This is a genomic window from Pauljensenia sp. UMB0895, assembly GCF_030218905.1.
In the GTDB taxonomy this organism is placed as follows: domain Bacteria; phylum Actinomycetota; class Actinomycetes; order Actinomycetales; family Actinomycetaceae; genus Pauljensenia; species Pauljensenia turicensis_A.
On the sequence record NZ_JASOQR010000002.1, the window covers coordinates 87,269 to 101,708 of the forward strand.

Annotated in this window: 12 protein-coding genes; 5 read left to right on the forward strand and 7 right to left on the reverse strand. The window is 60.1% G+C overall.

Annotated elements, in window-relative coordinates; translation table 11 throughout:
- Positions 1-62: 62 nt before the first annotated feature.
- Both QP503_RS01750 and QP503_RS01755 read right to left on the reverse strand, forming a co-directional pair.
- Positions 63-1,280, reverse strand: coding sequence for an NADP-dependent isocitrate dehydrogenase (locus tag QP503_RS01750; protein ID WP_285101099.1), 1,218 nt, complete (start codon positions 1,278-1,280; stop codon positions 63-65).
- 155 nt (positions 1,281-1,435) lie between these two features.
- Positions 1,436-1,714, reverse strand: a complete 279-nt coding sequence (locus QP503_RS01755) for a DUF3017 domain-containing protein (RefSeq protein ID WP_103631744.1) — start codon at positions 1,712-1,714, stop codon at positions 1,436-1,438.
- Between the two features lie 95 nt (positions 1,715-1,809).
- Between QP503_RS01755 and pta the strand changes: the two genes are divergently transcribed.
- The 4 genes from pta (at position 1,810) to QP503_RS01775 (ending at position 7,255) form a co-directional block, all read left to right on the forward strand.
- Positions 1,810-3,354: a phosphate acetyltransferase gene (gene pta / locus QP503_RS01760; protein ID WP_181002080.1), complete on the forward strand. Its 1,545-nt coding sequence runs from the start codon at positions 1,810-1,812 to the stop codon at positions 3,352-3,354.
- 43 nt (positions 3,355-3,397) lie between these two features.
- Positions 3,398-4,594, forward strand: coding sequence for an acetate/propionate family kinase (locus QP503_RS01765; RefSeq protein ID WP_006681432.1), 1,197 nt, complete (start codon positions 3,398-3,400; stop codon positions 4,592-4,594).
- 151 nt (positions 4,595-4,745) lie between these two features.
- The gene (locus QP503_RS01770) at positions 4,746-6,872 is read left to right on the forward strand and encodes an NAD(+) synthase (RefSeq protein WP_103631732.1); all 2,127 of its coding nucleotides are present in this window, start codon (positions 4,746-4,748) and stop codon (positions 6,870-6,872) included.
- Complete coding sequence (locus tag QP503_RS01775) at positions 6,872-7,255, forward strand: hypothetical protein (protein WP_285101101.1); 384 nt, start codon at positions 6,872-6,874, stop codon at positions 7,253-7,255. Before QP503_RS01770 ends, QP503_RS01775 begins: the two co-directional genes overlap by 1 nt.
- A 70-nt stretch (positions 7,256-7,325) precedes the next feature.
- Here QP503_RS01775 and QP503_RS01780 read toward each other — a convergent pair whose 3' ends face one another.
- Positions 7,326-8,714 (reverse strand): DUF418 domain-containing protein, encoded by a 1,389-nt coding sequence (locus QP503_RS01780; protein ID WP_285101103.1) that lies wholly within the window; start codon positions 8,712-8,714, stop codon positions 7,326-7,328.
- Between the two features lie 193 nt (positions 8,715-8,907).
- Positions 8,908-9,111: a Dyp-type peroxidase domain-containing protein gene (locus tag QP503_RS01785; protein WP_285101105.1), complete on the reverse strand. Its 204-nt coding sequence runs from the start codon at positions 9,109-9,111 to the stop codon at positions 8,908-8,910.
- A 473-nt stretch (positions 9,112-9,584) separates the two neighbouring features.
- Between QP503_RS01785 and QP503_RS01790 the strand changes: the two genes are divergently transcribed.
- Entirely contained in the window at positions 9,585-11,258 is a 1,674-nt protein-coding gene (locus tag QP503_RS01790) for a fumarate hydratase (protein ID WP_285101107.1), read from the forward strand.
- Positions 11,259-11,556: 298 nt separating this feature from the next.
- On the opposite strand, the gene QP503_RS01795 is transcribed toward QP503_RS01790, so the two are convergent.
- The 3 genes from QP503_RS01795 to QP503_RS01805 are packed head-to-tail and all read right to left on the reverse strand — an operon-like array spanning position 11,557 to position 14,438.
- A complete protein-coding gene (locus QP503_RS01795) occupies positions 11,557-13,233 on the reverse strand; it encodes a phospho-sugar mutase (RefSeq protein ID WP_285084584.1) in 1,677 nt (558 codons plus the stop codon).
- A gap of 4 nt (positions 13,234-13,237) precedes the next feature.
- Complete coding sequence (gene deoC, locus QP503_RS01800; RefSeq protein WP_006681440.1) at positions 13,238-13,891, reverse strand: deoxyribose-phosphate aldolase; 654 nt, start codon at positions 13,889-13,891, stop codon at positions 13,238-13,240.
- A gap of 13 nt (positions 13,892-13,904) precedes the next feature.
- Positions 13,905-14,438: a BMP family ABC transporter substrate-binding protein gene (locus QP503_RS01805; RefSeq protein WP_350338035.1), complete on the reverse strand. Its 534-nt coding sequence runs from the start codon at positions 14,436-14,438 to the stop codon at positions 13,905-13,907.
- Positions 14,439-14,440 lie beyond the last annotated feature (2 nt).

A 14,440-nucleotide genomic window follows, 5' to 3' on the forward strand; every position in this document is an offset into this window, starting at 1 on the left:
TAGACGAAACCGGGGTGAGCAAGCCGAAGGTCACCGCACCCCAGTTTCGTTGTGTTAACAGATTATGCGAGGGCTTTCGCCAGATTATCGTCGAGCGTTGCAAGGAACTCTTCGGTGGTAAGCCACGCAGTATCGCCACCGACCAGACGAGACAGATCGCGCGTCATCTTGCCTGAAAGAACCGTGTCAATGATGACTTTCTCAAGCGTGTGGGAAAAATCGATAACCTCAGGCGTATTATCAAGCATTCCTCGGTGAGCAAGGCCGCGGGTCCAAGCGAAAATCGAGGCGATCGGGTTGGTTGACGTTGGTTCCCCCGCCTGGTGCTTGCGATAGTGGCGGGTGACGGTTCCGTGGGCGGCTTCAGCTTCCATCGTGCGACCATCTGGGGTCATCAGGACGGAGGTCATCAGGCCCAGCGAACCGAATCCCTGGGCAACAGTATCCGACTGAACATCACCGTCGTAGTTCTTGCACGCCCAGACGTAGCCGCCTTCCCAGCGCAAGGACGAGGCAACCATGTCATCAATCAGACGATGTTCGTAGGTCAAGCCAACTTCGGCAAATCTTTCCTTATATTCGCGCTCGAAAACATCGGCGAAAATGTCCTTGAACGCACCATCGTAGGCCTTGAGGATCGTGTTCTTCGTCGACAGGAAGACCGGATAGTTGCGCTTGAGTCCGTATTCAAAGGATGCTCGAGCGAAGTCTGCGATCGATTCGTTGAAGTTGTACATGCCCATCGTGACGCCACCACCTTCAGGCATACGGATCACTTCGTGCTCGATCGGTTCCGAACCATCGTCGGGAGTGAAGGTCAGCGTGATGGTGCCCGCTCCCGGAACCTTAAAGTCAGTCGCACGGTACTGGTCGCCGAATGCGTGTCGACCGATAACGATCGGCTTGGTCCATCCGGGGACGAGGCGCGGAATGTTGTCAATAATGATTGGTTCACGGAAGACAACGCCACCAAGAATATTGCGAATCGTGCCGTTAGGGCTACGCCACATCTTCTTCAGGCCGAACTCTTCAACACGCGCCTCATCGGGAGTGATTGTCGCGCACTTGACGCCCACACCATGCTCTTTGATCGCATTGGCAGCATCAATCGTCACCTGGTCGTCAGTCGCGTCGCGATTCTGGATCGACAGGTCGTAGTAACGCAGATCAACATCCAGGTAGGGGTGGATCAGACGGTCTTTAATGAACTGCCACATGATGCGGGTCATTTCGTCACCATCGAGTTCAACGACTGGGCCTGCAACCTTAATTTTCGACATCGTTTCTCTTTTCGTCGGGCGAGCTGGCGCTACGCGAGAAATTATCTTGACATCAAGATTAGTTGATTAAATACACTCGCGCTCATAGATGCGACAGAAGAAATACGTTCGCCAACCCAAAGACCCCGACAGCACAACCATGTCGGACCGAGCGGTTAGGACAGAAGGTTCATCGTTGCCGTGAACGGCGAAAAATACCAAATACCAAGCGCCAAGAAAGCGAGCACCACGGCATCCATCCACCGATTACGTGAAGCAAACCATGGGCGTCCCGGCAAAACAAGACGCGCACAGGCCATCACAAGCAACGTGCCAGCAAGGGCATAGACCGCACGATGAGGGTGGTTCAAAAGCGCCAAAATCGCCGTAACACCAACACCGACGAGGACGAAAACGATCGTCCCCCAGTACGCATACGACGGCGAAGTATTCATTCGCACCTGCTTCTTCACACTGCAAGCCTACGGGGTAATGCATTATTCACACATCTTCACGTCTTAATTTGCCTCCGGAGCGCGCTACCATGTTCATGCGACCGTGCAGGCCGCGCACATTTTCACGTGTTGAAGGAGCATCAGTGACTTCCCGTTACATCGTTGTCGGGCCCGATTCCGCAAATGCTGCAACAGACGCAGCTCACGAACTTGCCACCGCGCTTTCAGCGCGTGGAACGCTTGCGCGCATGAACGCGCTCGCTGGCACGACCCCATCCGCAGCAGCGACCTCCGGCACCTCGGCTTTGCCGGCAGCTGTCGAAGCTGTTCGCGCAGCTGACGCAGACTTCGTCCTCATCGACGGAGTTGTCGCCGGAGAAGCTCGCACGTTCGATGCCATCCGTTGGAACGTGAACCTGGCAGCATCGGCTCGCGCAAACGTCATCTTGGTCCTCGACCCCGAAGGTGTTCCAGCCGAACTGCTCACCGAAGAAATCAACGTTTTCGCTGCCCGCTGCAAGTCGCACCAGGCGCAGCTCGTGGCAGTGATTCTGCCCGGCACCCCCACTGCTCTCGGCGTCGACGTCCCCGTCTTCTCCCTTCCCCTTTCCGACGAGGCAATCAAAACCCTGGTTGAGGCCCCCGCCCCGACCGCAGTCACTCCCCTCGCTTTCCAGGCAGATCTGATTGACCGCGCACGCGCAGACCGCAAACGCATCGTCATGCCCGAACCGGAAGACGATCGCGTCCTCCTAGCAGCTGCTGAGGTCCTCGCTCGCGGTATCGCAGATGTCATCCTCGTTGGTGACGCAGCTGCCGTTGCAACCCGCGCAGGTGAACTTGGTATTGACCTCACCGCAGCATCCGTCGTCTCCGTAGACGACCCAGAACTGTCCGAAAAATACGCCGTTGAATTCGCACGCCTGCGTGAAAAGAAGGGCGTCACCGTCGAGCAGGCTCGCGAAAAGATCAAAGACGTGTCCTACTTCGGCACGATGATGGTCCACATGGGCGACGCAGATGGTATGGTTTCCGGCGCAGCCCACACGACCGCGCACACGATCGTTCCCTCCTTCCAGATCATCAAGACCGCTCCCGGTGTCTCGATTGTTTCTTCTATCTTCCTCATGCTGATGAAGGATCAGGTGTGGGCATTCGGCGACTGCGCCGTGAACCCAAACCCGACTCCAGAACAGCTTGCCGACATCGCCATCTCCTCGGCACGCACCGCCGCTCAGTTCGGTGTCGAGCCTCGCGTTGCAATGCTCTCCTACTCCACCGGCACTTCCGGCTCCGGCCCGGACGTCGACGCCGTTGTGGAAGCAACCCGCATTGCTCAGGCAAAGGCTCCAGAGCTCGCTCTGGAAGGCCCGATCCAGTTCGACGCAGCCGTTGACGTGGCCGTTGCTTCGAAGAAGCTCCCCGGTTCCCCCGTTGCCGGCAAGGCAAACGTCTTCATCTTCCCGTCACTATCCGCAGGCAACATTGGCTACAAGGCCGTTCAGCGTTCCTCCGGTGCCGTTGCTGTCGGCCCGGTTCTGCAGGGTCTGAACAAGCCGGTCAACGATCTGTCGCGTGGCGCACTGGTCGAGGACATCGTCAACACCGTTGCTCTGACCGCCGTTCAGGCACAGGGCTGAAGCTTCCAAGTTTTTACCGATTACTCACAGGAAAGGCGAACTCGTGTCCCAGACCGTTCTCGTCATTAACTCCGGCTCTTCATCGATCAAGTACCAGCTGGTCGATCCCGAAACCGGTGAAGCAATCGCCAAAGGCCTTGTCGAACGTATCGGCGACCCGGTCGGCAAGATCAAGCACACCCACGGTGACGACGTCACCATCGAAGAAATTCCGATCGCAGACCACGAAGTTGGTATGCGTGAGGTTCTTCGCCTCTTCGACAACAAGGGCCCGAAGCTTGCAGAAGCTGGCATCGTTGCCGTCGGCCACCGTATCGTTCAGGGTGGCAAGTACTTCGATGGCCCGGCCGTCATCAACGACGAGGTCCGTAACCTCATCGAAGAGCTCTGCCCGATGGCTCCCCTGCACAACCCCGCACACCTCAAGGGCATCGACGTGGCTCGCGAGCTCATGCCGGAAATCCCTCACGTTGCAGTCTTCGACACCGCGTTCTTCCAGGCTCTTCCCGAAAAGGCCTACACCTACGCACTCAACGCCGAAGTCGCTGAGAAGTACGCTGTTCGCCGCTACGGCGCACACGGCACCTCGCACCAATTTGTTTCCCGCGAGGTCGCAAAGTACCTGGGTCGCGATGATCTCAAGCAGATCGTCATGCACCTCGGAAATGGCGCTTCCGTGTCCGCAGTCCTCAACGGTAAGCCGATCGATACCTCCATGGGCTTGACCCCGTTGGAAGGCCTCATGATGGGCACCCGCACCGGCGACATCGATCCGGCCGTTGTCTTCCACCTGGCTCGCCAGGGTGGCATGACGATTGACGAGATCGACACGCTGTTCAACAAGCAGTCCGGCATGAAGGGCCTGACCGGCGAATCCGACATGCGTAGCGTGTGGGAAATGATTTTCAACGATGACGACAAGGAAGCGCAGCACAAGGCTCGCGTTGCCATGGACGTCTACATCAACCGCCTGCTCAAGTACGTTGGCTCCTACACCGCTGAACTCGGTGGCCTGGATGTCATCACCTTCACCGCTGGCATCGGCGAGAACGACTGGGATGTTCGTAAGGAACTCGCCCAAGCATTAGAGCCCTTCGGCGTGAAGATCGACCTGGCAGCAAACGACGGTCGTATCGGCGAGCCTCGCGTGATCTCCACCCCCGATTCGAAGGTCACCCTGCTGGTGTACCCAACGAACGAAGAGTTCGCGATCGCGCGCCTCGCACGTGAGGTGATCTGAGTTCTGCTCGCGCCTCGCACGTGATGAGCTGTGGTGGGCTGGCTCGAAAGAGCCAGCCCACCATTGTTTTTCCTGCCATCAGCTTTGAGCGTAAGCGCGTGGGCAAACGGATGGGTCATGGGAGACAATAGAGGCAACACTAGGAGGAAAGTTGAACTTCCATTCGCTTTACGATCAGGGCTTCGCGCGCGTTGCTGCGGTGACGGTTCCTGTTCATCCCGCTCAGCCACTTGCTAACGCTAACGAGGTCATTGACGTTGCTCGCGAGCTTGATGCCAAGGGTGTTGCCGCGGCCGTCTTTCCCGAGCTGGGCATTTCCGGCTACGCCATTGATGATCTGTTGCTTCAGGATGTCGTGCTGGATGAAGTGACTGAGGCTCTGCATCGCATTGCTGTTCAGACGAAGGATCTGTTGCCGATCCTCATTGTTGGTGCCCCGATTCGCAACGATGGTTCCCTCTACAACTGTGCGGTAACGATCCACCGAGGCAAGATCCTGGGTGTCACCCCGAAGTTGCACCTGCCGAACTATCGCGAGTTCTACGAGAAGCGCCATTTCGCGACTCCCGGCCCGACAACTCCTTCCTTCATTGACACAACCGCGTGGGGTTTTGTCGACGATGACTGTGCTTCGGCATCCGTTCCTTTCTCTCCGATCACAATCGATGTTGAGGATGTTCCTGGCCTCGTCATTGCCCCCGAAGTGTGCGAGGACATGTGGGTTCCGCTCACCCCGTCGACTCTTGCTGCTCTGAATGGCGCAACGGTTCTGATGAATCTTTCCGCTTCGCCGATCACCGTTGGTCGTGCGGAAGACCGCCGACTGTTGGTTCGCAGTTTGTCAGCGCGCCTCAACTCCGCCTACGTGTACTGCGCGTCGAGTGCGGGCGAATCGTCAACCGACCTGTCATGGGACGGCCAGACGATGGTGTACGAGGCCGGCGACCTGCTGGCAGAGGGTGAGCGTTTCAAAGCCGGCGGTCGTCAGATCACGATCGCTGACGTGGACATTGATCGTCTTGTCACTGAACGTACGCGCCAGAATTCGTTTAAAGACAACGCGGATCGCTACCTGGGCGAGGATCAGGGGCTGAAGGCAACCGCTCCTATGGACGTCTACACCCAGCTGAACCCACCCCGCACGGATCTTGGTTTGGAACGCGCCGTTGATCGTTTCCCTTTCGTTCCCGACGATCCGGAGCGCCTGGCTCAGGACTGCTACGAGGCCTACAATATTCAGGTTCATGGTCTGGTTCAGCGCCTCAAGGCGATCGGTAATCCGAAGATCGTTATTGGTGTTTCCGGTGGCCTCGATTCCACGCATGCTCTGATCGTCGCGGCGCGCGCAATGGATATGCTGGGTCGGGCGCGAACGGACATCTTGGCCTACACGATGCCCGGTTTCGCAACGTCCGATCACACGAAGTCGAACGCGATTGCGCTGTGCGAAAGCCTCGATATTCCCTGCCAGACGATCGATATTCGCCCGGCGGCTCGCCAGCTGTTGGCCGACATGGGGCATCCCTACGCCGACGGCAACGACACGTATGACGTCACCTTCGAGAATGTTCAGGCGGGTCTGCGCACCGACTACCTGTTCCGCATTGCCAACCACAACGGAGGAATTGTTCTGGGCACGGGTGACCTGTCCGAGCTGGCGCTCGGTTGGTGCACGTACGGCGTGGGCGACCAGATGAGCCACTACGCCGTCAATACGGGTGTTCCGAAGACTCTGATCCAGCATCTGATCCGCTGGGTTGCAGCTTCCGGCCAGTTCTCCGATCGTGCGGGCGAGGTTCTAACCTCGATCCTCGGCACGGAGATTTCTCCCGAATTGGTTCCCGCTAAACCCGGTGAGAAGATGCAGTCCACGCAGGACAAGATCGGCCCGTACAACCTGCAGGATTTCAACCTGTACTACGTGTTGCGTCGAGGGGCTCGTCCGTCGAAGATCGCCTTCCTTGCTGAGAAGGCGTGGGCTGATGTGAATGCTGGCGAGTGGCCGGCCGGGTTCCCCGAAGGCGACCGCGTCGCCTATTCACTCGAAGAGATTGTCAAGTGGGAGACCCTGTTCCTGCGCCGCTACTTCACGCAGCAGTTCAAGCGTTCTGCTCTGCCAAATGGCCCGAAGGTTGTGGCTGGTGGCGCCCTATCGCCTCGTGGTGACTGGCGAATGCCGTCCGACGTGACTGGTGCACGGTGGATCGCAGAGTTGGAAGAGGCCGTCGCGGGCGTTCCTCACAGTGGTGTTCCGGCTACTCAGACGAAGGAGAACTGATGACGACGCTAACGTTGACCGGCGTGATCGGTTTTGCCGTGATCGCGTGTGTTTTCGGCTTGGTTGCCCTGAAAGGCAGGGCCGGCACTCTGGCACGAGGCTCAGGCTTGGGTCTTCATTCGACAGTGTTGGAGTCCTCCGACGACGCATGGAATACGGGTCACGAGGCCGCCTGGCCGATCATGGCCATGGCCTGCGTTGTGGCGGTGTTTCACGCGGTTGGCTGCGGTCTTGTTTCACTCATGGGCAATGACGGCGAAGCCTTCCTTCACGTTCTGTTGATCTCCGGGATTATTGTGTCCCTCGCTCTTGGGGCGTTGGCGCGCGCGGCCGCGATTAACGCGGCAAAGCGCCAGGCGGAGTCTGATCAAGCCGAGAGCTGATCTTTATCCTTGATACGGCGCGCCCCGCGGGTTTCTACCCGGGGGGCGCACGCTATTTCACAGTCAGTGTTTAACGCTCAGTGTCAGCCGGTGGCGCATACGCTGACATCGGGGTGAGCGCCGATTGCGGGGTGTTCACTTCTGCGTCTATACCTGCCGGCTGAATCATGTGAGGAATCCGAGGCACCGGATGAGTGCCAGCGCTTCGTGCCACTGCTCGACGGAGAAGAACCTCCAGGGGACCTCGTTGATATCCCTTCGATTCGAGCACCCAGGAGAACAGCGCCATCAAGGTCCAGACCGCGAGCGCAATAGCAAGCCCGAGGGTCTGGGAAACTCCTCGAATACCCGCCAATCCGAGAGCAATGAACGTGGCAAGGAAAAGAACGGTCTGACCAACATATGCGGTCATTGAGCGCTTACCAACCGCGATAAAGAAGTGGCGCACTCCCCCGAGATTTTCGCGTGCAGGACCGGCAAGCAACCCGAGCAGGGCCAGCCAACCTGCAGCTCCAAGCAAACCAGTAATCTCGTGAAGAGCGTCCTGACCGAAGAAGTAGGAATCCATCAGGCCCGAATCCTTCAAGGAATAGGACAGGCCACCAAGGGCACCCAGAGCAAGACCCAGGAACGCCACCAGCATCAGGCGCCCCTTGTGAACGTCCGGGCGCGAAATATAGTCCGTGGTGGCCAGCCAAGCACCGAAGACGGTCGCAGGAAGGATGGTCGTCATGATCAGCCCAAGGAGCGACGAGAATACCCAGCCAAATACGCTGATCAGTGGGTAGTACCAGCCGAGCATCAGGTCGGCGGGAGCGTTCGTCATCTGCGTATTGGTTGCGCCACCAAACCCCTTCAGGCTCTCGCCCCAGTTCACGAACGATTCGGCTCCAAACTGGCTGAGCGTCATGACGGCAAGGACGATGAGAGCAATCACGGTCAAGATCGTGAAGCGTCGCCGCGCAATGAGTCCTGCGAAAACAATCGCAACCAGCGCATACGCGCCGATAATGTCGCCGGAGAAGAAGAGTGCGTGGACAAAGCCGAAGAGGAGCATCCACCAGCCGCGCCTACGGATCAGACGGCGAGAGTCATCAATACTCTCGTTTTCGAATCCTGCGATCCACGTTGCGCGCACCTGCTCAGGCATTCCGGGCAGGTTCTCATCAAGTTCGTCGATTCGACGTTCCACGTATGCACGCTGGCGTCGCAACACCATCGTCATCAGACCGAAACCGAAAAGCATCGAAAAGAGCGGATACGAGCGGTGGTCGATGAACATTCCGCGAATGAACACCCACCACTGATCGCTCAGTGAGTATTCGGGATTGTCGGGGAAGAAAGAAAGCCAAAACGGCACGTTTGCGACCGCGATCAGAATCAGCATGAAGCCGCGCGCAAGATCCGGCGCGGGATAGCGGACAGAGTTCTTCGGGGTAAACGAGGCCGAGCTAGACATACTCGAACACTATCCAAGGATTCGGGCTCGCTTCAATCAGGTGTCTCCCTGATTTGCTTGTAGGCGCTCGCTGAACAAGCGCGACCGCAAGCTAGGCAAACGGTGAACAAGCGCGGCTGAGCAAGGTAGCGAAAATAAAGGAGGCGCGGCCTCGTCGAAGACAACACGACCACGCCACATTGAAACTTTTCGCTCAGGCGAACAGCTTCTCACCCACGTAGGTGTCGGAATCCTTCACGCCCGGCAACATCAAGTACATGCCGGTCGCGATGTGCTGGAGGTACTCCGTCATCTGGTCGTTCACCATCTTCGACAGGATCGGAATGAAGTTCGTCGAAGGATCACGGACGAAAACGATGAAGAACAGGCTGGCTTCGAGGCGACCCAGCTTGTCCACCTGCTCTTTTACCGCGCTTGTTCACCACCACCCGCTCTTCTACCGCGCTTGTTCACCGCTTCACCCCCCCGACGACGCCGGCACCGACTTCGCGGGCCTGCTCTTTTACCGCGCTTGTTCACCGCTTCACCCCTCTATTCGAGCAGGAAAGGTTAGGCAAACCGTAGAGATATCCGCAAAATACGTAGCCCGTTAAGCGTCGCAAATCCGCGCCACAGACAAGGAAAGACACTAGGAATGTGGGCGTGGCCTCATGAATTCATCAGTGCACGTCACCGAATTATTCGCACCAGCTTGCGAAAAATAAAAGGCGAGAAAAACACCAAAAGATCTGACGCTTTCAAACGGGACAACGGTCCCGAATTGGTGAACAAGCGCGCAATAGCGTGGGGACGAACACGGCGTTTTCTGGGCGCAATCCAGCACACGGAAACCGCCAGATCTACTGACACGTTCCCTTCCAAGGAGTCCTAATGACCGAGTTCTTCTACGAAGACATGCTGCCGCTGGGTGAAGACACAACCGAGTACCGTCTGCTCACCACCGAAGGCGTCGAAACCGTTGAAGGCCCTGACGGAACACAGTTCCTCAAGGTTGCCCCCAGCGCACTCGAACTACTGGCGAAAACCGCGTACCACGACATCTCGTACTACCTGCGCACCGCGCACCTCGAACAGCTGGCGAAGATCCTCGAAGACCCGGACGCATCCGCAAACGACCGCTTCGTCGCACTCGACCTACTGAAGAACGCAAACGTTGCCTCCGCAGGCGTTCTGCCGATGTGTCAGGACACGGGCACGGCCATCATCAAGGGCGAACGTGGCCAGCGCGTCATCACCGAAGGTGTGGACGGCAAGCCCCTGGCGCACGGTGTCTACGACGCCTACACCGAGCTCAACCTGCGTTACTCGCAGAACGCTCCGATCACCATGTACGAAGAGAAGAACACGGGCTGCAACCTGCCGGCGCAGATCGAACTCTACGCGGACACGCAGGTCGGTCACGAGCTCGACTACCACTTCCTGTTCATGGCTAAGGGTGGCGGTAGCGCGAACAAGTCGTACCTGTACCAGATGACGAAGGCAATCCTTGATCCGGAACACATGATGCAGTTCCTGGAAGAAAAGATTCGTTCCCTCGGCACCGCAGCATGCCCGCCGTACCACTTGGCAATCGTCATCGGTGGCACCTCCGCTGAATACGCGCTCAAGACCGCGAAGTACGCGTCCGCCCACTACCTCGATACGCTACCGACCACCGGTTCGGAACTGGCGCACGGCTTCCGCGATGTCGAGATGGAAGACGAGGTCTTCAAGCTGACCCAGCAGATGGGCATCGGCGCCCAGTTCGGCGGCAAGTACTTCTGCCACGACGTCCGCGTCATTCGCCTCCCTCGCCACGGCGCATCCCTACCGGTCGCCATCGCGGTATCCTGCTCAGCTGACCGCCAGGCAAAGGCAAAGATCACGCCCGAGGGTGTCTTCTTGGAGCAGCTCGACTTCAACCCCGGCCGTTTCCTGCCGGCAACCGACCCGTCTGAGCTGGGCGAAGACACCGGCGCCGTGTCGATCGACCTCGACCGCCCGATGAGCGAAATCCTTGCCGAACTGTCGAAGTACCCGGTGAAGACGCGCCTGTCCTTGAACGGCACGATGATCGTTGCCCGCGATATCGCCCACGCAAAGATCCGCGAGCGCATCGAAAACGGCGAGCCGATGCCGGAATACATGCTCAAGCACCCCGTCTACTACGCGGGCCCAGCGAAGACTCCGGAAGGTATGCCGTCCGGCTCTTTCGGCCCGACGACCGCGGGCCGCATGGACTCCTACGTGGATCAGTTCCAGGCGCTCGGCGGATCCATGATCATGGTCGCGAAGGGCAACCGCTCCAAGCAGGTCACCGACGCCTGCCACAAGCACGGCGGTTTCTACCTCGGCTCAATCGGTGGTCCGGCTGCTGAACTGGCCGCAAACTGTATCAAGAAGGTCGAACTTCTTGAATACCCGGAGCTCGGCATGGAAGCCGTGTGGAAGATCGAAATCGAAGACTTCCCAGCCTTCATCGTCGTCGACGACAAAGGCAACGACTTTTTCGCGGGCACGCAGGAGGTCACGCTGACGATCGGCAAGCGCCCCGGCATGTGCTGATTGTGTTTCTGCCGGCGGGCATCGCGGTTGCGTGGTGTCCGCCGGCAGTGGCGTGTCGGCTTCGTGATTGAGATGAACGAGGCTGCCGCCACGCCCTACCTCGCGCTTGTTCACGGGCGGAGCGAAAACCGACGAGCATGAAAATGGGCTGCGGCAAATGCGCGCTTGTTCACGTTCCTTCCGGTTCAAGTGCGCGCTTGTTGACCACTCAATCAACCTCAGAGGGGAATGACATCACCGCCGGCGGTGAACAAGCGAAGTCCTCAGCAAGTAAGTCGGTGAACAAGCGCGGTCGGGACTAAATTCCGATCGCGAGCGCGAACTCGGCCTTGATGGTTTCGAGTCTCGCCCGAGCCTCGTCCCACGGCACTTCTCCGCCACCTGGAGCATCGAGAATGACCTCAAGGTAGCACTTGAGCTTCGGCTCGGTGCCGGACGGCCGAGCGATGACGCGGTCGTTCGCCTCAGTGGTGACCATGATCGCGTTCGTACCCGGCAGGCCGTCCCACCCCTGAGACATGTCGACGACGGAGACGACCGACGAGCCCGCGAGCTGCGACGGCGGGTTCCCGCGCAGACGATCCATGCCCTCGGCGATGAGACCGAGATTCTCGACGCGGAAGGTGAGCGGCATCGTCACGTAGCAGCCGTAGGCGCGAGCCATTCGCTCGAGCTCGTCCTGGCCGGTGTGGCCCTGCGCCTTAAGCTCGGCGAACAGGGAGGCGGCGACGACCGAGGTCGAGATGCCGTCCTTGTCGCACACGTGCTCGGGATCGGGGCAGAAGCCGATGGCCTCCTCGTAGCCGAAGACGATGCCCGGGGTGCGGGCGATCCACTTGAATCCCGTGAGGGTGTGGCGGTAGTCGAGGCCGTGCGCCAGGGCGATCCGCTCGAGCTGGCGGCTCGACACGATCGAGTTGGCGAAGACCCCGCCCTTCGGGGCCCGCCCGGCCAGGAACTCGCCGAGGATCGAACCGGTCTCGTCGCCGGTGAGCTGACGCCATCCGCTCGCCGAGGCCTCGTCCGGAATGGCGAGGGCGCAACGATCGGCGTCGGGGTCGACTGCGATAATGAGGTCCGAGCCGTGCTCGCGCGCATGCGCCATCGCCAGATCGAGGGCGCCGGGCTCCTCCGGGTTCGGGAAGGAGACGGTCGGGAAATCGGGGTCGGGCGCCGCCTGCTCGGCGACGAGCGACACCCGGGTAAAACCCGCCTCCTTGAGGACGCGCTCGGTGAGCGCTCCGCCGACGCCGTGCATCGCGGTCAGGGTGATCTTGAGGTCTCCCCGGTGGTCGCCGGCGGCCAAGGCCGCGGCGACTGCAACGTAGTCGTCGCGCGGATCGACCTGCTCAATGCGCTCCTCGTCCTGGGGGACCTCGTCGGCCGGGGCGGCTGCCGCGATGGCGGTGGCGATGCCCGCGTCGTGCGGAGGCACGATCAGGGCGCCCTGACCGGCGTCGGTGACGATGCTTCCGCCGAGGTAGACCTTGTAGCCATTGTCCTTGGCGGGGTTGTGCGAAGCGGTGATCATGATGCCCGCGTCGGCGTCGAGGGCGCGCACCGCGAAGGAGGTGAGCGGGGTGGGGTGCGAGACGGGGAGGGCCAGAGCCCGGCAGCCCGCCGCCGACACAACGCGCGCGGCCACACGGGCGAAATCGACGGAGCCGTGCCGGGCGTCGCAACCGATGACGACGCGAGGTTCGCGCTCGGTTTGCGTCTTGAGGTAGGCGGCGAGGCCCGCGGTCGCACGGATGACGACGGCGAGGTTCATCCGAGATTCACCCGGGCCAATCTCGCCGCGCAGACCCGCGGTGCCGAACTCAAGAGGTCCGTTCATCGCGGCCCGCAGTTCGGCCAGGGCGCCCTCGTCACCCGCCGAAGCGGCCTCGACGGAAGCGAGGAGCGCTGAGGAGGTCTGGCCGTCCGGATCATGGGTAGCCCATTCGCGGGCCGTCGCGAGAAGCTGATCGTTCATCGTCTCACTCTTCGATCCCCTCGAGGATCGCGACCGTCGCAGATACGCCGAGACGCGAGGCTCCGGCCTCAATCATGGCGAGCGCGGTCGTGGCATCGCGGATCCCGCCCGAAGCCTTGACGCCAAGGCGGTCGCCGACCGTTTCGCGCATGAGCTTAACGGCGTGCACCGAGGCGCCACCGGCGGGGTGGAAGCCGGTGGAGGTCTTCACGAAGTCGGCCCCCGCGTTCTCGGAGGCGCGGCAGGCCATGACGATCTCCTCATCGGTCAGGGCAGCGGACTCAATGATGACCTTGAGGACGCGTGGAGCGGGGACGGCGTCGCGCACGGCGCGGATCTCAGCTTCGAGCTCAGCCTCACGGCCTTCTTTCACGAGGGCGATGTTGATGACCATGTCGACTTCGTCGGCGCCGTCCTCAACGGCGCGCGTGGCCTCGGCGGCCTTGATCTCAGGCTTGACAGCGCCCGAGGGGAAGCCCGCGACGCAGGCGACCATGAGGCCCTCGGGGGTCTCGAGGGGCAGCATGGAGGGCGAGACGCACACCGAGTAGGTGCCGAGTTCGGCGCCCTGGGCGACAAGGGCCGCGACATCGGCGGCGGTCGCCTCGGGCTTGAGGAGGGTGTGGTCGATCATCTGGGCGACTTCAGTCTTCTTCATGGTGGTGCCTTCCTCAGATCTGCGCCAGGGGTGGCGCGAGTTCCATCATCTGGGTGAACGCTGTCTCGCGTTCCTTTACGGTTGTGGCTTCGCCCGGGACGAGCGAAGCCAAGACGGTGAACATGCCGAGCGCTTCGACTTCGGCGTGCGCGGCGGTGGCGTACAGACCCGCGGATTCCATTTCGACGGCGAGGATCCCCATTCTCTGCCAGCGTTCGTTGAAGGTCTCATCAGCGTTGACGCCGACGGTTCCTGTGCTTGTCGTTCCCGCTGCAAGATATCCGGCAATATAGCTGGGGTACAGGGTGTTAAAAACGATGGTGCGTAGATTCACTGCGTATTGCGTGGGCTCCGGCTCGGTCGCGTTGCGGTAGTCCTGCGCATCGACCAGCACGAACTTGGTCTGGTCGAACTCATCTGCGAGGGCTTCTGCCTGCTGATCGATGTTCGAACCCGACAGGATGATCAGCTGGCACCCGGCAAGCGCCAATATGATTCCGCCGCTCGCCACCATGATCGCGGTTGCACGCTGAAGGTGAGTGCGCATTG

Excerpts from the sequence above, each read along its gene's own strand:
- pta (WP_181002080.1), top strand. The coding sequence starts at position 1,810 with ATGCGACCGTGCAGGCCGCGCACATTTTCACGTGTTGAAGGAGCATCA.
- QP503_RS01775 (WP_285101101.1), top strand. The coding sequence starts at position 6,872 with ATGACGACGCTAACGTTGACCGGCGTGATCGGTTTTGCCGTGATCGCG.
- QP503_RS01755 (WP_103631744.1), bottom strand. The coding sequence starts at position 1,714 with ATGAATACTTCGCCGTCGTATGCGTACTGGGGGACGATCGTTTTCGTC.
- QP503_RS01790 (WP_285101107.1), top strand. The coding sequence starts at position 9,585 with ATGACCGAGTTCTTCTACGAAGACATGCTGCCGCTGGGTGAAGACACA.
- QP503_RS01780 (WP_285101103.1), bottom strand. The coding sequence starts at position 8,714 with ATGTCTAGCTCGGCCTCGTTTACCCCGAAGAACTCTGTCCGCTATCCC.
- QP503_RS01750 (WP_285101099.1), bottom strand. The coding sequence starts at position 1,280 with ATGTCGAAAATTAAGGTTGCAGGCCCAGTCGTTGAACTCGATGGTGAC.
- deoC (WP_006681440.1), bottom strand. The coding sequence starts at position 13,891 with ATGAAGAAGACTGAAGTCGCCCAGATGATCGACCACACCCTCCTCAAG.
- QP503_RS01795 (WP_285084584.1), bottom strand. The coding sequence starts at position 13,233 with ATGAACGATCAGCTTCTCGCGACGGCCCGCGAATGGGCTACCCATGAT.
- QP503_RS01805 (WP_350338035.1), bottom strand. The coding sequence starts at position 14,438 with ATGCGCACTCACCTTCAGCGTGCAACCGCGATCATGGTGGCGAGCGGC.